Source organism: Providencia sp. PROV061 (assembly GCF_011045655.1).
In the GTDB taxonomy this organism is placed as follows: Bacteria; Pseudomonadota; Gammaproteobacteria; order Enterobacterales; family Enterobacteriaceae; genus Providencia; species Providencia hangzhouensis.
This window is the reverse complement of the sequence record NZ_CP042861.1, coordinates 1924100-1943459: the sequence shown is the minus strand read 5'-3', so window position 1 is coordinate 1943459 and position 19360 is coordinate 1924100. Positions and strand designations below refer to the sequence as shown.

16 protein-coding genes are annotated in these 19360 nt (G+C 42.7%); 2 read left to right on the top strand and 14 right to left on the bottom strand.

Features of this window, described 5'->3' with window-relative positions:
- Nucleotides 1-30: 30 nt before the first annotated feature.
- The gene (gene mnmC, locus FVA72_RS08770) at nt 31-2070 is read left to right on the top strand and encodes a bifunctional tRNA (5-methylaminomethyl-2-thiouridine)(34)-methyltransferase MnmD/FAD-dependent 5-carboxymethylaminomethyl-2-thiouridine(34) oxidoreductase MnmC (RefSeq protein ID WP_110591932.1); all 2040 of its coding nucleotides are present in this window, start codon (nt 31-33) and stop codon (nt 2068-2070) included.
- A gap of 4 nt (nt 2071-2074) precedes the next feature.
- On the opposite strand, the gene FVA72_RS08765 is transcribed toward mnmC, so the two are convergent.
- The 11 genes from FVA72_RS08765 to hutI form a co-directional block, all read right to left on the bottom strand.
- Nucleotides 2075-2590, bottom strand: coding sequence for a GNAT family N-acetyltransferase (locus FVA72_RS08765; protein WP_110591933.1), 516 nt, complete (start codon nt 2588-2590; stop codon nt 2075-2077).
- Nucleotides 2591-2662: 72 nt separating this feature from the next.
- Nucleotides 2663-2935 carry a YfcL family protein gene (locus FVA72_RS08760; RefSeq protein WP_004257217.1) on the bottom strand — a complete coding sequence of 91 codons (273 nt, stop codon included), beginning with the start codon at nt 2933-2935 and terminating at the stop codon, nt 2663-2665.
- 28 nt (nt 2936-2963) lie between these two features.
- Nucleotides 2964-3512, bottom strand: a complete 549-nt coding sequence (locus tag FVA72_RS08755) for an elongation factor P hydroxylase (RefSeq protein ID WP_109911530.1) — start codon at nt 3510-3512, stop codon at nt 2964-2966.
- 17 nt (nt 3513-3529) lie between these two features.
- Nucleotides 3530-4333, bottom strand: a complete 804-nt coding sequence (locus tag FVA72_RS08750) for a TSUP family transporter (protein ID WP_004257209.1) — start codon at nt 4331-4333, stop codon at nt 3530-3532.
- A 177-nt stretch (nt 4334-4510) separates the two neighbouring features.
- A complete protein-coding gene (aroC, locus tag FVA72_RS08745; RefSeq protein ID WP_004257206.1) occupies nt 4511-5599 on the bottom strand; it encodes a chorismate synthase in 1089 nt (362 codons plus the stop codon).
- Nucleotides 5600-5714: 115 nt separating this feature from the next.
- Nucleotides 5715-6647 (bottom strand): 50S ribosomal protein L3 N(5)-glutamine methyltransferase, encoded by a 933-nt coding sequence (prmB, locus tag FVA72_RS08740; RefSeq protein WP_004257202.1) that lies wholly within the window; start codon nt 6645-6647, stop codon nt 5715-5717.
- 212 nt (nt 6648-6859) lie between these two features.
- A complete protein-coding gene (locus FVA72_RS08735; protein ID WP_110591934.1) occupies nt 6860-8251 on the bottom strand; it encodes an amino acid permease in 1392 nt (463 codons plus the stop codon).
- Between the two features lie 89 nt (nt 8252-8340).
- The gene (gene hutH / locus FVA72_RS08730) at nt 8341-9873 is read right to left on the bottom strand and encodes a histidine ammonia-lyase (RefSeq protein ID WP_110591935.1); all 1533 of its coding nucleotides are present in this window, start codon (nt 9871-9873) and stop codon (nt 8341-8343) included.
- An 11-nt stretch (nt 9874-9884) separates the two neighbouring features.
- Nucleotides 9885-11564 carry a urocanate hydratase gene (hutU, locus tag FVA72_RS08725; protein ID WP_004257198.1) on the bottom strand — a complete coding sequence of 560 codons (1680 nt, stop codon included), beginning with the start codon at nt 11562-11564 and terminating at the stop codon, nt 9885-9887.
- Nucleotides 11565-11886: 322 nt separating this feature from the next.
- Nucleotides 11887-12624: a histidine utilization repressor gene (gene hutC / locus FVA72_RS08720; protein ID WP_036957971.1), complete on the bottom strand. Its 738-nt coding sequence runs from the start codon at nt 12622-12624 to the stop codon at nt 11887-11889.
- A 270-nt stretch (nt 12625-12894) separates the two neighbouring features.
- Nucleotides 12895-14133, bottom strand: a complete 1239-nt coding sequence (hutI, locus tag FVA72_RS08715) for an imidazolonepropionase (protein WP_110591936.1) — start codon at nt 14131-14133, stop codon at nt 12895-12897.
- A gap of 224 nt (nt 14134-14357) precedes the next feature.
- Here hutI and smrB point away from each other — a divergent pair, with 224 nt between their 5' ends.
- Complete coding sequence (smrB, locus tag FVA72_RS08710) at nt 14358-14900, top strand: endonuclease SmrB (RefSeq protein WP_004257192.1); 543 nt, start codon at nt 14358-14360, stop codon at nt 14898-14900.
- Between the two features lie 19 nt (nt 14901-14919).
- Here the strand turns inward: smrB and sixA are convergent, their stop codons facing one another.
- The 3 genes from sixA to fadI all read right to left on the bottom strand — a co-directional run bounded on the left by sixA (nt 14920) and on the right by fadI (nt 19289).
- Nucleotides 14920-15402, bottom strand: a complete 483-nt coding sequence (sixA, locus tag FVA72_RS08705) for a phosphohistidine phosphatase SixA (RefSeq protein ID WP_110591937.1) — start codon at nt 15400-15402, stop codon at nt 14920-14922.
- Between the two features lie 345 nt (nt 15403-15747).
- Nucleotides 15748-17970 carry a fatty acid oxidation complex subunit alpha FadJ gene (fadJ, locus tag FVA72_RS08700; RefSeq protein ID WP_110591938.1) on the bottom strand — a complete coding sequence of 741 codons (2223 nt, stop codon included), beginning with the start codon at nt 17968-17970 and terminating at the stop codon, nt 15748-15750.
- Entirely contained in the window at nt 17970-19289 is a 1320-nt protein-coding gene (gene fadI / locus FVA72_RS08695) for an acetyl-CoA C-acyltransferase FadI (RefSeq protein WP_110591939.1), read from the bottom strand. Before fadI ends, fadJ begins: the two co-directional genes overlap by 1 nt.
- Nucleotides 19290-19360 lie beyond the last annotated feature (71 nt).

The window sequence follows — 19360 nt, the reverse complement described above, 5'->3', positions numbered from 1 at the left end:
TAGGTATTAAATAAAGAATGTAGGCTTATTGTGAAAAAGAACGCTGTACAAACCGCACGCCTAAGTTGGAATGACGAAGGCACACCCATGTCTGAACAGTTTGCAGATATCTATTTTTCTAACCAAGATGGCTTAGAAGAAGCTCGCCATGTGTTTTTGCAAGGAAATCATTTTCCTGATCGCTTCGCGACGCACCCTTTCACAACCTGTGTGATTGCCGAAACTGGCTTTGGTACTGGGTTGAATTTTTTAGCATTATGGCAATCTTTTAAACAATTTAAAGCAGAAAATCCAAACGCAAAATTGCAACAATTACATTTTATTAGTTTTGAAAAATACCCATTAACACAATCTGACTTAATGACAGCCCACCAATGTTGGCCTGAACTGAGCAGCTTCTCACAATCCCTTTGTAAAAATTGGCCACAAGCCTTACCGGGTAACCAGCGGATCATTTTAGAAAATGGTAGCGTGATATTAGATTTATGGTTTGGTGATGTAAATGAGCAAATATCTTTACTAAAAAACAATTTAAACAATAAGATAGATGCTTGGTTTTTAGATGGTTTCGCTCCCTCAAAAAATCCCGAAATGTGGAGTGAACAACTGTTCACTAATATGGCAAAATTCGCCCGCATCAATGGAACTTTTGCAACATTTACCGTGGCAGGTTCCGTTAAACGAGGCCTTCAACAAGCTGGCTTTACCCTTAAAAAAGTCAAAGGCTTTGGTAACAAACGAGAAATGTTAACTGGGGTCTTAGCTGAAAAAGAAATTGATATCCCAACGCCTTGGTTTGCCAGAAAAAGCGCAGATAACCCAACTGATGTCGCTATCATTGGTGGTGGGCTTGCCAGTTTAACGGCGGCCTACGCCCTTCATAACCGCGGTGCTAAAGTCACCTTATACTGCCAAGATGCACAAGTTGCACAGAATGCGTCGGGCAATCGCCAAGGGGCTATTTACCCCTTACTCACTGGCAATAACGACCCACTCGAACGCTTTTTTGTCAGCGCTTTCCCCTTTGCCTCTCGCTTTTATCACCAATTAGCAAAACAAGGGCTCGCGTTTGAAGGGCAATGGTGCGGTGTAAGCCAATTAGCGTATAACGACAAAGTGACTCGTAAAATAGCGGGAATGCTAGAAACTGAGTGGCCGGCTGATTTTGCTATTGGTAAAAGTCGCCAGCAACTGAGTGATATTTGCGGCGTTGATGTCAACCATGATGGCATTCATTATGCTTCTGGAGGATGGCTGTGCCCTGCCCAGCTTTGTGAGAGTTTACAACAATATTTACAACAGCAGGGTATTACTTTCTGTTTTGAACATAATGTTGTTGAATTAAAACAAACGGAACAAGATTGGCAGTTATTAATTGAAACCGCACAACACAAACAGCTAACACGTGTTCACTCAACTGTCATTATTGCTAATGGGCACAAGCTGCGCCAATTTGCTCAAACCGTTAATTTACCTATTTCACCTGTGCGTGGGCAAGTCAGCCATATTCCAACCAATCACACCCTACAACAACTGAAAAATGTTCTGTGCTTTGAAGGCTATTTAACCCCTGCCGATGCCACAGGTACACAACATTGCTTAGGAGCTAGCTACCAACGTGAACGTCTTGATTTCGATTATAGTGAAGAGGAACAGCAAGGGAACCGCCAAAAGCTGGTTGATAACCTACCCGATGTAACTTGGCCTAAGGATATCGATATTTCTCAGCAACGTTCACGCCAAGGTATTCGTTGTGTTATTCGCGACCATTTTCCGTTATTAGGCAATGTGCCTGATTTCGAACAACATGTGGCACTCTATCACAATTTGCCCACTCAAATTGCCAAAGAACAGCCTATTGCACTCGCTCCAGTGCACCCAAATTTATTTATTTTTGGTGCATTAGGGTCAAGAGGGTTATCAACCGCACCACTTTGCGCAGAATTGCTTGCGGCGCAAATTTTTGGGGAAGTACTCCCCCTAGACGATGAAACTCTTGCAGAACTCAACCCAAACCGTTTTTGGGTAAGGAAATTATTATTAGGTCGCCCTATTAAACTCCCTTATTAATGCATTAAGTTAATGAGATAGCCATTGCACAACGGTCTTCAGCAGCAAACCCTGCATCGACCTCAGACTGTAAAATAGCCTGTAGTTCGGTGGTTAGCTCACTATCTTCAAGAATTTTAAAACCCAAGCGTTGGTAATAAGGTGCATTCCAAGGCACATCGCGGCAAGTGGTCAATGTCACTACCGTGATATTCCGTGCCAAAGCAGCACCAAGTACCTGCTTAATCAGCTTTTTACCCAGCCCGCGTCCTTGCCATTGCTGGCAAACAGAAACCTCACAAATATGCAGGCTAGTATGATGATCTTCAGCATTGATAAAACCAATTGGTTCATCACAATCATTCACTGCCACCCACTCTAATTGCTCAGAAATAAAATCGAGGTGGTCTTGCTCCGTTTGCCCATCACCTTCAGCAAGCCATTTATATTTTTCGATACTCGTAAATGCCTGTCCTGCGGAGGCTTCCACCGGAGGAAGATATTTGGCATCAAGGGGGGTTGCTAAACGAATATTCGCCATAATTTTTACTCGCAACAAAATTTAGCTAACAAAAAAGCGGGTTTCCCCGCTTTTCATACAGAACTCAACAAATTAAATGGCGTTATTTAATAAGTTTTTCCACATATCTAAAACCAATACTTGGTCTGGTGGTGTCAATTCGCCAGCTTTGATGGCATTTTGAATACTGACTTCGACACGTTGATATAATGCTTCAGAACTGGTTTCGTTTTCTTCTTCCAGTTCAGCCACAGCAAGGGTTAAGTGACCACGCAAATAGCCGCCAGCGAAGAGTTCATCATCGCTCGCGTGTTCAACCATATCATCAATTTTCGTTAGTATGCGTGTTTCTAAATCCGCAAGCATGCTTAATCCTTACTTAAATGTGTGTTCATTAGGCAAAAATATCTTCCGGATAAGGAAAAGCTTCTGCACAAAGAGGTGGCGTATTGTAAAACAATTGTAACGCATTAATAAAGCGTAATGGCCGTTCAGGGATGCCATTTTCTAAATAAAGCATGACTTGTGCATGAACTTTGCGCATAAACGCAATACGATCAGGCTCAAAATCCCCCTCTAAGTTGTCACAACTGACATTAAATGGAATGCCAACGGCAACACAAAACAGCCAGTCCAACGCTTGGGGCTTGATTTCCACCACTTCAAACTCACACTGTGTTTTTTCATCTCGCCCATCTGGGCAATACCAATAACCGTAATCGACTTGCTGACGTCTTGCTTCCCCAGCAATACACCAATGTGAGATTTCATGCAGCGCACTGGTGAAAAAGCCGTGTGCAAAGACGATACGGTGATAAGGCACAGCCTCATCTGCGGGTAAATAAATGGGTTCATCATCCCCTTTTACCAGCCTGGTGTTATATGTCACACCAAAACATTCATCAAAGATATTGATTAGATCCTGATAATTATGTGTACTCATGAATAATTTAAATCATCTTAAAATAATGAGAGAAACCAAGCTTTAATCACGTCACCATGGCTATCATGGAGTAATTTAATACTCATCAGTAACGAAATCACCACGATCATCGGCCTGATCAGTTTTTGTCCTTTGGTTAAGACCAAACGCGCACCTAAACGAGCGCCAACCATTTGGCCGATTAGCATAACAAAACCTAAGGCCCAAAGAACATGACCCCCGATAATAAAGAACACTAAAGAGCCAAAATTAGAGGCAAAATTAAGTAACTTCGCATGCGCGGTGGCTTTGGCAAGATTATAACCAAGCAACAAAACATAACCCAATGCCAAAAATGAACCGGTTCCGGGACCAAAGGCACCATCATAAAAACCCAGCGTCATCCCAATTGCCACCCCGAAGAAAGGCATACTGATACGCTGTTGGCGGTCTTGTACACCAATTGATGGCGTCAATAAAAAGTATAAGCCGACACAAATCACCAAGATGGGTAATAGCTGTTTTAAGAACGCGGTATCAATCATTTGAATGACAATCGCACCCAGCATGGCACCAATCATGGTCATAATGAACGGAAACAGTTGTGCTCGTAAATCTATGGCTTTGCGCCTAACAAAATAGAGCGTTGAAGAAAACGAACCGCCAACCGCTTGCAACTTATTGGTTGCTAAAGCTTCAACAGGTGTTATCCCCACAGATAACAGGGCTGGGATCGTTAATAACCCACCACCACCCGCGATGGAGTCAATAAACCCTGCAAACAGCGCAACAAAGAAGAGTAAAGCATAAACTTCAGGTGCAACGGCAGTTAGCCAATCCATTTTACTATCCAAAGAGAAGAAATATCATGATGTTGATGTGAATATATCGCCAGTCAGGTTTGGTGATATCACAACCTAGATGAGGTATTTTTAGGAGGCTTCATCCGAACCTTCATCATCAACAAAGCGACCTTATAGGCCGCTCTGTTGTCACTACATAAAACACAGTAAAACCGATTACTCAAAAGGTTCCATTGCTGGCGTTACATCCGCACACTGGCCACGATGACGTAAATAGTGGTCCATTAGAACAATCGCCATCATTGCTTCCGCAATCGGTACCGCGCGAATGCCTACACAAGGGTCATGACGCCCTTTGGTGATCATTTCCACTTCCTCGCCATCACGGTTTAATGTTTTACCTGAAACGGTAATACTGGATGTCGGCTTTAACGCAATATGTGCAATGATAGGCTGACTACTGCTAATACCGCCTAAAATACCGCCTGCATGGTTTGATGTGAAACCATTTCGTGTAATTTCATCACGGTTTTCGCTGCCTTTAAGCGCAATAACACCGAAGCCATCACCAATTTCCACCCCTTTCACTGCATTAATACTCATTAATGCATGAGCGAGATCGGCATCTAATCGGTCAAATACGGGCTCACCTAAGCCTGCAGGCACATGCTCTGCAATGACAGTAATTTTAGCGCCAATCGAATCACCCTCTTTCTTTAAACCGCGCAATAATTCGTCAAGAGCCTCTAATTTGCTTGGATCTGGACAGAAAAATGGGTTTTCTTCGACAATTGACCAGTCTTTTATTTCACAAGCGACGGAGCCCATTTGCGTTAAACAGCCATGAATTTGCACACCGAGCTTTTCTTGTAAATATTTTTTCGCAATCGCGCCTGCCGCAACACGCATTGCCGTTTCACGTGCTGATGAGCGGCCACCACCACGGTAATCACGCTGGCCGTATTTTTGTTCGTAAGTGTAATCCGCATGGCCTGGCCTAAACACGTCTTTGATTGCACCATAATCTTGCGAACGCTGGTCAGTATTTTCAATCAATAAACCGATGCTGGTTCCGGTTGTTACCCCATTAAATACACCCGATAAAATCTTTACTTGGTCAGGTTCACGACGCGCAGTCGTATAACGTGATGTTCCTGGACGGCGACGGTCTAAATCTTTTTGTAAATCTGCTTCTGTTAGTGCTAAGCCTGGGGGAACCCCATCGACGATGCAACCTAATGCAACCCCGTGTGATTCCCCAAATGTGGTCACACGAAACAGCTGCCCAATTGAATTTCCTGCCATCGGAGTTTCCTATTCTAAGCCATTCTTGTTTTACCAAGAATTTTGGTTGTTAGTTATTATATCGTTGTGTCGTTATTATTGATTACATGATCTTGGAACATCACGCAACTGTTGATTAATCGATATAAAGCTCAAAATGTGCGTGGTGCTCAACAAGTTGTTCACGTGTTAACATAAACACACCATCACCGCCGTATTCGAAGTCCAGCCAAATAAATGGAATTTCAGGGTATTGTTCAATTAAATGAACCATACTGTTACCCACTTCGCACACTAACACCCCTTCTTCCGTCAGAAAACGCGGGGCATTCGCTAAAATACGGCGTACCAGTTTCAAACCATCACTTCCAGCAGCCAGTGCTAATTCAGGCTCGACACGAAACTCTTCGGGTAAATCGTCCATATCTTCCGCATCAACATACGGTGGGTTCGTCACGATCAGGTCATATTTAACCTCTGGCATATCACGGAATAAGTCAGAACGAATCGGTATCACACGGTGTTCTAAACCATGATTGGCAATATTTTGTTCAGCCACTGCCAGCACATCACTTGAAATATCAACCGCATCAACTTCTGCATCAGGGAACTCATAAGCACAAGCAATCGCAATACAACCACTTCCGGTACATAAATCAAGAATGGTTTGCGGTTCATCTGCCACTAAGCCAACAAAGTGGTTATTGATTAACTCACCAATTGGCGAGCGAGGGATAAGCACACGCTCATCAACATAAAATTCATGACCACAGAACCATGAACGATTTGTCAGGTATGCAACTGGAATACGCTCATTGATGCGGCGTAAAACACGCTCAATAATTCGGTGACGCTCTGTTGGCGTTAAGCGGGATGTTAACAGCTCATCGGGCAGGTCTAGAGGCAAGTAAAGTGTTGGTAACACCAGTTGTAGCGCCTCATCCCATGGGTTATCTGTACCGTGGCCATAGTACACATTAGCAGCATTAAAGCGGCTCATCGTCCAACGCAAAATATCTTGAATGGTATGAAGTTCTGCAACGGCTTCATCAACGAAAATCTTTTCCAAGAAGGGGTTCTCCAGCCTGTATTTTGAAAGGGAATATATGAATAGTTAAAGTTTGCCACGAAGTGAAAGACAAATCAGCAGATTAATATAATAAAATTTGCCCAAAAAGTCTGGTTATCGCGCTTATTAATGAATGCGGTGATGTAAAAACGCCCTTTATTTTAGCTAAAGGGCGTGAGAAAAATAACAAGCTCAGTAAGAAAGTAACAATATTAGCTTTCGTTTTGCAGCACGACTTCCGCCTCTTTCGTAGTTTTTTTCACCCAAAGTGCATAGGCGATAGCCAGTAATACTAACCAAACAATTCCGACATAGAGTGCAATTCGTGTTGATTCAAAATACCCCAGTACACCAAAAACAAATACCATAAATGCGATGGCTAGAATAGGTGCGACAGGCCACATAGGCACAGGGAATTTTAATTGGCTAATTTCTTCTGGTGACATTTTTTTACGCATTGCAAACTGTGACAGTAAAATCATCAACCATACCCAAATGGTGGCAAATGTTGCAATTGACGCAATCACTACAAACACATCATCAGGAATGACATAATTCAATACCACTCCGACTAACAGCACCGCAACCATGACTAATACCGTCATCCAAGGTACACCATTTTTTGTCAGCTTGGTAAAGGCTTTTGGCGCTTGCCCTTCATGTGCCATGCCATACATCATACGCCCAGCACCAAATATATCACTGTTAATCGCCGAAATTGCCGCCGTGATCACCACAATATTTAAGATATTCGCTGCAGATTGAATACCTAAGCTGTCGAAAATTTGCACAAATGGGCTACCTTGCTGCCCAATTTGGTTCCACGGGTAAATGCACATTAAGACAAATAAGGTCAGGACATAAAACAGTAAGATGCGAATTGGCACGGCATTAATCGCTCTTGGGATAGTGGTTTCCGGGTTTTTCGCTTCACTCGCGGTAATACCAATAACTTCAATTCCCCCAAACGCAAACATCACCACTGCAAAGGAAGCAATCACCCCACCAATACCATTTGGCATAAATCCATCGTGAATAAATAAGTTTGATACCCCAACCGCATGGTCTGCCGCTTGGCCAAAGCCAAACATCATAATGGCTGCACCACCAACAATCATTGCAATAATCGCAATAACTTTAATGATTGAAAGCCAAAACTCCATTTCGCCGAAAGTTTTCACGTGGCATAGGTTTATTGCACCAATAAAGAAAATAATGCTCAACACCCAGATCCACTGCGCAACCTCCGGAAACCACAGTTTCATATAAACACCAAATGCTGTCACGTCCGCCAAGCAAACAATAAGCATTTCAAAAACATAGGTCCAACCCGCAAAAAAACCGGCTCTCGGCCCTAAATAATGACTAGCATACTGTGAGAACGACCCAGCAAGTGGCCGATGGACCGCCATTTCACCCAACGCTCTCATAACCATAAACACTGCGGCACCGCCGATAATATAGGCGAGTAATACCGCGGGACCAGCGGTTTCTATTGCTTTCGCTGAACCATAAAACAAACCTGTACCAATCGCAGAACCTAAAGCCATAAATCGAATGTGGCGCGCAGAAAGCCCTCGCGCAAGTTGTGATGTGCTTTGCATGATTTATCCTTCGTATTATTTTATTGTCGTGCAGATAAATACTTCAGGCGGCCAGTACATTGCCGGCCACCTTTTATTTGCTTGATAAACTAGTTAGAAAAAACTGAATCAGCCTTGAACAGCGAGGACAGTTTATATTGGTTAATTAAATTAATTGCCGCTTCAATATCAGGGGCAAAATAACGGTCTTTATCATAGTAAGCCACTTGGTCACGTAATGTTTTACGTGCTTTCTCCAAGGTTTCACTCGATTTCAAACCTTCGCGGAAATCCATTCCCTGACACGCTGAAAGCCATTCAATGGCTAAAATACCCGTGACATTCTTTGCCATTTCCCATAAACGACGACCCGCGGCAGGCGCCATCGAGACATGGTCTTCTTGGTTGGCTGATGTCGGCAGGCTATCAACACTCGAAGGATGGGCTAATGCTTTGTTTTCACTGGCTAATGCAGCCGCGGTGACTTGAGCTATCATAAAACCTGAGTTAACCCCCCCATTATTCACTAAGAAAGGAGGCAACTGTGACATGTGGGTATCCATCAATAATGCAATACGGCGTTCAGATAACGCACCGATTTCCGCTAACGCAAGCGCAATATTATCGGCTGCCATAGCAACAGGCTCTGCATGGAAATTACCGCCTGAAATAATATCACCATTATCGGTAAAGACTAACGGGTTATCCGACACGGCATTTGATTCAATTAAAATCACTTCAGCGGCTTGGCGAATTTGGGTTAAACAAGCCCCCATCACTTGTGGCTGACAACGTAGTGAATAAGGGTCTTGCACTTTCACGCAGTTCTCATGGGACTTCGCCAACTCACTGGTCGGTGATAAAACATCACGGAACATCGCCGCAACATCAATTTGCCCTTTTTGCCCTCGAACCTCTTGCACGCGTGCATCGAACGGTTTACGAGAGCCCAGTGTGGCTTCAACACTAAGCGCACCACAAACAATGCCAGATAACAGCAATTTTTCTGCTTCAAATAACCCTTTCAACGCGAAAGCCGTGGAGGTTTGCGTACCGTTTAATAGGGCTAAGCCTTCTTTAGCTTCCAATTTTAGCGGGGTCAACCCTGCTTTTTCTAACGCTTTTTTCGCTGAAATCCATTTGCCTTCATAGCGGGCTTTCCCTTCTCCTAACAGAATTAGGCTCATATGTGCTAATGGCGCTAAGTCGCCAGAAGCTCCCACAGAACCCTTCGCAGGAATAAATGGATAAACTTGCGCATTCACTAATGCAATCAAGGCATTAATGACTTCAAGACGAATACCCGAGAAACCACGAGCTAAACTATTAATTTTGAGCACCATGATTAAACGCACGAGGTCGTCATCTAACGGCTCGCCAACACCCGCAGCATGAGACATCACAATAGAGCGTTGTAATGATTGCAAATCTTTAGTTGCAATGCGGGTATTGGCAAGCAAACCAAAACCTGTATTGATACCGTAAGCGGTTCTATCTTCTTCAATAATTTTATTGACCGTCGCCACACTTTTCTCAATAGCCGTGTGAGCGCGTTTATCCAATACCACTGTTACTGCTTGTTGGAAAACAATGCGGAGGTCTTCGAGTGTCATTTTTCCTGGGTGAATGGTTAACTTAGTCATCATGGCACTCCTTAACGTGTTTTAATCATTGGTAAATTAAGATTTTTTTCCTGCGCACATGCGATAGCGATGTCATAGCCCGCATCGGCATGGCGCATGACACCGGTTGCCGGGTCATTGTGCAACACTCGGGCAATACGCTCTGCTGCTTCATCCGTTCCATCACACACAATCACTACCCCAGAGTGCTGAGAGAAGCCCATACCTACGCCACCACCGTGATGTAAAGATACCCACGTCGCACCACTGGCTGTATTTAATAACGCATTGAGTAACGGCCAGTCTGAAACGGCATCAGAGCCATCTTTCATGGATTCTGTTTCACGGTTTGGGCTGGCCACTGAACCTGAATCCAGATGGTCACGACCAATAACAATCGGGGCCGAAACCTCACCGCTTCTTACCATCTCATTGAATGCTAAACCTAATTTAGCGCGATCCCCAAGCCCTACCCAACAAATACGTGCTGGCAAGCCTTGGAAGCTAATACGTTCACGAGCCATATCCAACCAGCGATGTAAATGCTTATCATCCGGTAGCAGCTCTTTCACTTTCGCATCGGTTTTATAGATATCTTCAGGATCCCCTGATAACGCGACCCAGCGGAATGGGCCAACACCGCGGCAAAATAGCGGACGAATATAAGCAGGCACAAAACCTGGGAAATCAAACGCATTCTCTACGCCCATTTCCAACGCCATTTGGCGAATATTGTTCCCATAATCAAACGTAGGAATGCCTTGTTGTTTGAACGCTAACATGGCTTTAACATGTTCAGCCATGGATTTTTTCGCTGCCAACGCGGTGGCTTGGGGCTCTTGGACACTGCGCTCACGGTACTCTTCCCAGCTCATCCCAATTGGCAAATAACCATTTAGCGGGTCATGAGCACTTGTCTGATCGGTCACCATATCCGGTTTTACACCACGTTTGACAAGCTCAGGAAGAATTTCAGCGGCATTGGCACACAGTGCAATAGAAATGGCTTTTCCTTCCGATGTATATTTTTTAAGACGCGCTAATGCATCATCAAGGTCGACCGCTTGTTCATCCACATAGTGAGTTCTTAAACGGAAATCAATACGGCTTTGCTGGCACTCAATATTCAATGAGCATGCACCAGCCAATGTTGCAGCAAGAGGTTGCGCTCCCCCCATTCCACCCAAACCTGCAGTCAATACCCAACGCCCGGTTAAATCACCATTAAAGTGCTGACGAGCGGCTTCCACAAAGGTTTCATACGTTCCTTGAACAATGCCTTGGCTACCGATATAAATCCAGCTACCTGCCGTCATTTGCCCGTACATGGCGAGGCCTTTCGCATCCAACTCATTGAAATGCTCCCAGTTTGCCCAATGTGGCACTATATTTGAGTTAGCAATTAAAACACGTGGAGCATTTGCATGGGTTTTGAAAACACCGACGGGCTTACCTGACTGAACCAGCAGTGTTTCATCACTCTCGAGTTGTTTTAAGGACTCAACAATTTGGTCATAGCATTGCCAATTACGTGCTGCACGCCCGATACCGCCATAGACCACTAATTCATGAGGATTTTCTGCAACATCAGGATCAAGGTTATTCATTAACATGCGTAATGGGGCTTCTGTCAGCCAACTTTTGGCATTTAATGTGTTTCCCCGCGGCGCCCTAATTTCGATATTTCGATATTTATTATTCAGTGCTGTCACTTATATACCCTCTTTTATCTGTCCATTAGCTACCTTTTATTGTTCTTATAGATATAGTTGTATATACATGTACGATCAATCAATCTTTTAACATAAAGATTAAAAAAATATGATATAAAAATATTTTTATTCAAATAAAACAATTGGATATAAAATGAACCTGATATTTTTGTGTGTGTTTTTTATTCTAAATATGCTTGTTGGATCACATTTAATTCACAATAAATTCACACGAAATGGGTATGAAAGGAAATCACTCGATACGATAAGCGGAAAATATGTTGTATATCATTCCGCCCATACTTTTACGTGGAGAAATAACTTATGACGTAAAACTACCTTTAAGCTTATAGCGGTGACCAGGAAACAATAGTTTGGTACTTGTCACCGTGAAAGACTGGGACCAAGTACGCCTTGTAATTAACAAACAAGATGCGCCTGTGGTAATTTGCAATAACCTCGCTGAGCGCTCATCTGCCTCTACGGCCTCAACAATATGCTCCCCTTGTGTTAAAGGAGCGACTTGAGACAAATAATCATGCGGTGTAATCGATGAAAAATTTTGCTTTAAATAGTCAGGTGCTGCTAAGGCATTGACATATCTGTCTTCAATTTGTACAGGGACATCATTTTCTAAATGTACAATAATAGAATGAAACACGGCGCTATCTGGGCTGATATTTAATTCATTTGCGAGCGCTGGAGACGCTTGTATTTCTTCGAGCTTAATGATCCTGCAACTGTATTTATGGTTTCTTGCCAGTATTTCGGCTTCAATACTGTGTATTTCAAATAGTGCAGATTGCCCCTTTGGCTCAGCCACAAACGTTCCCACACCTTGCAAGCGAACCAATAACCCTTCAGCCGTTAATTCACGTAGTGCTCGGTTAGCGGTCATCCGGCTACATTGAAACTGTGTCACGAGCTCAGACTCAGATGGAATACGGTCATTTGCCTTCCACTCTGCCGTATGGATCTTTTCAATTATCGATTGTTTTACTTGCAAATAGAGTGGGAGCGGTGCCCCCTGTTTATCCTTTTTATCGGCTGTCACAGTCATTTCCAATTTAATGATTAAAATCTTAAGTATTAATATGCTATTCATTGGATAGCATACAACACGACCTTAGTGCTATCGGACATTTTTTATCCTGACAGTCGCGAATAAAAACATCATGCTTAATTATTAAGCATTCACATAATTAAACGATGTAATTTTAATAAAAACAAACAAAAAACAGAAAATATTTAGGGTAAATTGCGGCAAACAACATCATTTACCACTATTAATTATTGTTATTTTCGTAGCTAGAACTGCGGGTCACATATATCACCCGTTTCGATGGGTAATTTTGCCTTCATGCACTCTAATGAACAATGGATTACCCCCTTGTTCATAAATCATTTCGACAGGCTCTTGCGCATTCCACACAACAAAATCAGCAACAAAGCCCGTTTTCAATTGCCCATGGCTATTTTCACGGCCTAACGCCTTTGCAGCGTTACGTGTCACGCCTGCCCATATCTCCTCCGGTGTCAGCTTAAATAGGACGGCCGCCATATTCATAATAATACGTAATGAGGCAAAAGGACTGGTGCCCGGGTTAAAATCCGTTGAAACTGCCATAGGAACATTGTGTTCCCGCAACAGCTCAATTGGCGGTAACTTGGTTTCCCGTAAAAAATAAAATGCTCCCGGTAATAAAACTGCAACCGTTCCACTCGCTTTAAGTGCTTTAATCCCTTCTAGGTCTAGATATTCAATATGGTCAACTGACAAACCTTTGTAACGAGCAACCAACTCGCTCCCACCTAAGTTTGATAACTGCTCCACATGCCCTTTCACTGGGATCCCTAATTTCTGAGCCGCTGAAAATAATTTTTCACTTTGATAAAGGGAAAACCCCACACTTTCACAGAAAACATCTACCGCCTCAAACAGGCCTTTTTCCCATAATTCAGGCATGATTTTTTGGCAAATCAAATCAATGTATTCATCAGGTCTATCTTTATATTCAACGGGGACAGTGTGAGCGGAAAGCAGGGTTGAACTGACTGAAATAGGATATTGTGCAGATAACTGTTTCGCGACTTGTAATTGTTTTTCTTCATTTTCATAGTCAAGCCCATAACCTGATTTCATTTCAATACTTGTCACGCCTTCTCGAATTAATGCTTCGAGCCTTGGTTTAGCTCGTTCAAACAATTCGTTCTCGCTCATCTTGCGAGTTTCACGCACAGTAGAATTAATTCCACCACCTTGAGAACTAATGGTTTCATAAGAAACCCCATTCATTCTCTGTTCCCATTCAGACGCTCGGTCACCGCCAAAAACTAAATGAGTATGGCAATCGATTAATCCGGGCGTTATTAATTTACCTTTGACATCAATAACCTGGCAGTCATTTAGTTCGACTTCCTGAGTAGAAACTATTGCAACTATTTTATTATCACGGACAACTAAATCATGGTGTTCAACAAGTCCATAAGGGACCGATAGTTCTGGGTCCATAGTGGCAATACGGCCATTACGCCAAACGATATCTTGTGAGTGTGTTTTGAATACCATCGTTTTTCCTATTGTTATTGAATTCAGTTTTAATCATTGTATTAATAAATAGTATAGATATGTATATACAATTAGACTAGCAAGTCCCCTTTTGTCAATGCTTACCTGCAAAAAGGTTATAAATATGTTACTTCACGCGAACAATCTACGATTATCACCATTCATTAAAAATGAGTTACACTAGCAACCAGAAAAATTAATCACAAAAATACATTACTAAAATTATGAAAAAAAAATTTGGTCTAGAAGATGAAGATATTCGTCTTTTCAAAGAAGCCATTAATGGAGCAAAAAAAATCCGTCAGGACCAAGTCCTGCACGCACCTGTACGTGCCAAAGTGACACAAGCATCAAATAAAAAAGTCATGCAAGAACAGGTTGACGCCTCTTTTTATTTTTCAGATGAATTCCAGCCTCAACTTGAAAATGAAGGGCCTACACGTTATTTAAGGCCAGAAGCCAACCCTTATGAATTAAAGAAACTTCGTCGGGGTGACTACGTTCCCGAGCTATTTTTAGATTTACATGGCTTAACACAAATGGAAGCAAAACAAGAAATTGGCGCGCTTATTGCGGCCTGTAAGCGTGAAAATGTCTATTGTGCCTGCATTATGCACGGCCATGGCAAGCATGTTTTAAAGCAGCAAACACCACTATGGCTTGCCCAACATCCTGATATTATTGCTTTTCACCAAGCACCTAAAGAATGGGGTGGTAATGCTGCCTTATTACTACTTATTGAAACTGCAGAGAGCGCTCGCCGTTAAGCGCTCATACTGTTCTGTATTATTTAGCAAACAGCAATTGTGATGGGCTCAACATCCATTCGAAATGACTTTTCTGATGAGCCACATCAATATCTACGCATGCAACTGTTGATGTGGTGAACATAGGTGGTTCTTTATGTGGGCACAGCTCCGATACTAAATAACCAACCAGCGGTAAATGAGATACAACTAATATCGCATTTGCACCTAGCACAGCAAGGTCTCGAATATGATCAGCCACAAATTCAGCATTCCCTCCAGGTGTTAATTGCCCTAAAATTTCCGACTTTGCTGGCAAATCAAGGTATTGACTCACAATCTGCCTAGTTTGTTCGGCTCTTAAATAAGGGCTTACTAACACCGAATCAATCTTAATACCTTGGTTCTGTAACCATTGAGCCATTAATACTGAGTCGTCTTTTCCCTTTTGAGTCAATGGGCGCTCAGCATCGCTAGGCGCTTGTATCGCTGCATCACCGTGACGCATAATGTAAACTTGCATAATCCACCATCTGAGTAACCTACCTTATTAAGGTGGTTATTCTTTTGTTGTTAAGATAATTGTTGTAAAAGTAACCATCAGTTGGGGTGAAATGTGATTCTGCATGAAATGACCAACAAAGAAAATGATTTGGGTAGATTTTTATGTATGTTTCTTTAGCTGGCTATGTTGTGGGCTAAAGTTTGCTATTTATTATCAATCAGTTAAAGATAATATAATTATTTATTCTAATCATGCGAACTTTACTTAAAAAAGCCTGATAACCAAGAATATATTTGGCATCAGGCCTTGACTAGTTTTATTGAATCAAACAACCATCGGCTAATAGTCTACCCTGCTATGCCATTATTGTTCGTTACTTAGTTTTGTTGCGTTAACCTCATCTTCTGCATTTGCAGAAAAAAAGGTTTGATTATTTTCTGCCATGTTACATAGCAATTCACAAGGCTCGAATTTATCACCATACTTCACAGCGAGGTTATTCAGGGTTTCCACGGTTTTTGCAATCCCCAAGCTATCCATATACCTGAATGGGCCACCAAAGAAAGGCGGGAAACCGATACCAAATACCGCCCCCACATCCCCATCACGCGCACTTTTAATGATATTTTCATCAAGACAACGGGCAGCTTCATTAAGCATCATCATAACGCACCGCTGTGCAATATCCGCTTTAGTTAGTGTATTGTTGGGAACTACGCCAATCAGTGAATAAATGGTTTTATCAACTTGACGTTTATTGGCTTTTTTCCAAAACCACAACTTATTTGTGTGATGACCATATTCATAAAAACCTTTGCCGTTTTTCTTCCCTTTTCGGTCATCTTTAACGACTTTATCGAGTAAATCAGGGGCTTTAAAACGCTCACCAAAACGCTCAACTAAAATCGGTAAAATTTTAGTCCCTACATCAATACCGACTTCGTCTAATAGATTAAAAGGCCCGACAGGGAAGCCAAATTCAACTAAAGCACGGTCAATATGCTCTATTGATTCACCTTCAACAAGGCATTGGGCGGCTTCACATAAGAATGGCGCTAAAATACGATTTACATAGAAACCTGCATCATCCCCTACAACAATCGCTGTTTTGCCTTGGCGTTTTGCCAAAGCAACAACAGTTGCAATCGTTGTTTCATCGGTGTGTTGATGAGGGATGACTTCAACCAACGGCATTTTATCCACTGGACTAAAATAGTGTAAGCCAATAACTTTTTCAGGATGGGTCGCATTCTGTGCAATTTGGTGAATAGGTAAAGATGATGTATTAGAGGCAAAAATGGCTTGTTGTTTCGACATCTTTTCAACTTCAGCAACCATTTTTTGTTTTAGTGCTAAATCTTCAAATACCGCCTCAATAATAACATTAGCGTTTTCAATACCTTGATAACTTAATGTGCCTGATACTCTAGCCATAACGGCTGCACGCTCTCGAGCTAATAACCGCCGCTTGATAACTCGCTGAGTCAGCAGATCCCAGCTATAGCGCAAGGCTTGGGTAACACCTTTGTCTGAAATATCTTTAATACGAACGGGTAATTTACCTTGAAAAGCCGTGACATAAGCAATTCCGCCCCCCATCAACCCGCCACCAAGCACACCAACTTGATTAATCTTCAAGGGTGTTGCTTGTGCACCCGTTTCATTTTTTAACGCAGTAACCGCAAAAAATAAATTACGTAATGCAGCAGACTCTGGTGTCATCACAAGCTCACCAAAGGCTTTCGCTTCTTCTGCATAACCGGCTTGCAACCCTTTATTCATTCCTGTTTTCACAACATGAATAATTTTTTCAGGGGCTGGGTAATGGCCTTTGGTTTTGCTGAGTGCTTTTTGTTTGGCGCTATCGAACACTTTATTGCGAAGTAATTTGCTGCTTAATAAGCGCTGTTGCCAATGAATAGCAGGACGCTGAACGCCCCCTTTTTTCACCATTTTAACTGCAACGTCGAGTAAAATAGACTCAGGAACCACATCATCAACCAACCCTAATTTCAGCGCCTGTTTGGCTTTTAACTGACGACCTGTCAGCATTAAATCCAATGCATGTGGAATGCCGATCAACCTAGGTAAACGCTGCGTTCCTCCGGAACCGGGTAACAACCCCAATTGTACTTCGGGTAAACCTAATTTCGTTTTATTATCATTTGAACAAACTCGTGCATGACATGCTAAAGCAAGCTCTAGCCCGCCCCCTAAACACGCACCATGTATCGCAGCAATAATAGGCAAGGGGTAATTATCGATTTTATCAAATAATACATGGCCTGCTTTTGACAACTCACTGGCTTGGGCTTTATTTTCACAGCCAGCGATCATGCTAATGTCCGCACCAGCAATAAAATTATCTTTTTTCCCTGAGGTAATAACTAACCCTTTCAGGCCAGAGGTAGACTGCGCTTGCTGTAAAATCGCAAGGAATTGCTCCGCAAACTCAGCTTTTAATGTATTGACTTTTTCATTGGGAACATCAATGAAGATCACCCCCACGTTTTCACCATAAATTTCTAAGCTAAAAGCTTGTTGTGTTGTTTCTCTCGCAACTTCTGTAGCAGAATTTTGAGCCATTATTCCACCTCTAAGATCATTGCTGCACCTAAACCACCCGCAGCACAAGCTGTTGTTAAACCAAAACCACCACCCCGTCTGCGCAATTCATTTAGGGTTTGAGTCACCATACGTGCGCCTGTAGCCGCAAACGGGTGCCCATACGCGATAGAACCACCTAAGACGTTAAATTTAGCCATATCCACTTCGCCAATTGCGTTATCCATTCCCAGTTTCTCCTGAGCGAATTTACGGCTACCAAACATGTGTAAATTAGCGAGCGTTTGCGCAGCAAAGGCCTCATGCATATCAATCAAGGATAAGTCTTGCAACGATAACCCTGCACGTTTTAATGCGAGTGGTGTGGCATAAGAAGGCCCTAATAGCATATCTTCCCATACGTCTATCGCTGAAAACGCATAACTTCGAATATAGCCTAGCGGCGTATAACCCAGCGATTTTGCTCGGGACTCGGTCATCATCAATACTGCAGCAGCACCATCGGTCAACGGCGTGCTGTTCGCAGCGGTAACACTACCGTGCTTACGGTCAAAGGCGGGTTTTAATTTCGCATAGGATGATAATACTGAGTTTGTACGCACATTGTTATCTTGGGAAAAAGCTTGCTTAAAGGGCGGCATATATGCGGTCATAACTTCATCATTTAAAGCGCCATTTTCCCACGCTTTTGTCGCTAACATATGCGAGCGATGAGCAAGCTCATCTTGCTGGGCTCGGCTAATTTGATAACTTTTCGCCATTTGCTCTGCGGTATCGCCCATACGCAGCCCTGTAGAATATTCCGCAACGCCTGGTGCGACTGGCGCTAAATCCTTCAGGCGTAATTTCGTTAACAGGGATAATTTTTGCCCAACAGACTTCGCTTTACTTAATGCTAATAATGTCTCGGCCAATTTTTTTGATACGCCAATAGGAAGCACAGAAGATGAATCGGCCCCGCCAGCAATACCGATAGAAATATCACCTACCATCATACTTTGAGCAACGTTAACAATTGCTTGAAAACTTGTCGCACAGGCTCTTGATACACTATAGGCATCTGTTGAGACACTCATACCTGTTCCAAGAACAATTTCCCGCGCAATATTCGGCGCTTCAGGCATTTGTACTACTTGCCCAAATACCAGTTGCTCAATAAGGTTTTTGTCTAAATCACTGCGGGCTAATAATTCAGCAACGACTGCTTTACCTAAATCGACGGCTGGAATTCCTGCATATGCCGTAGATTGTTTTGCAAAAGGCAAGCGTAGACCACTGACAATGGCGATCCTTTCTTTTGTTTTATCTGTATTTTCACCATGGTGGAGATATTGATTCATGGTCGCTCCTGCTAAAAGCAAAAATGAAAATTATAGTTAACTAACTCACTAAGCGGACAAAGAGGTCTGAC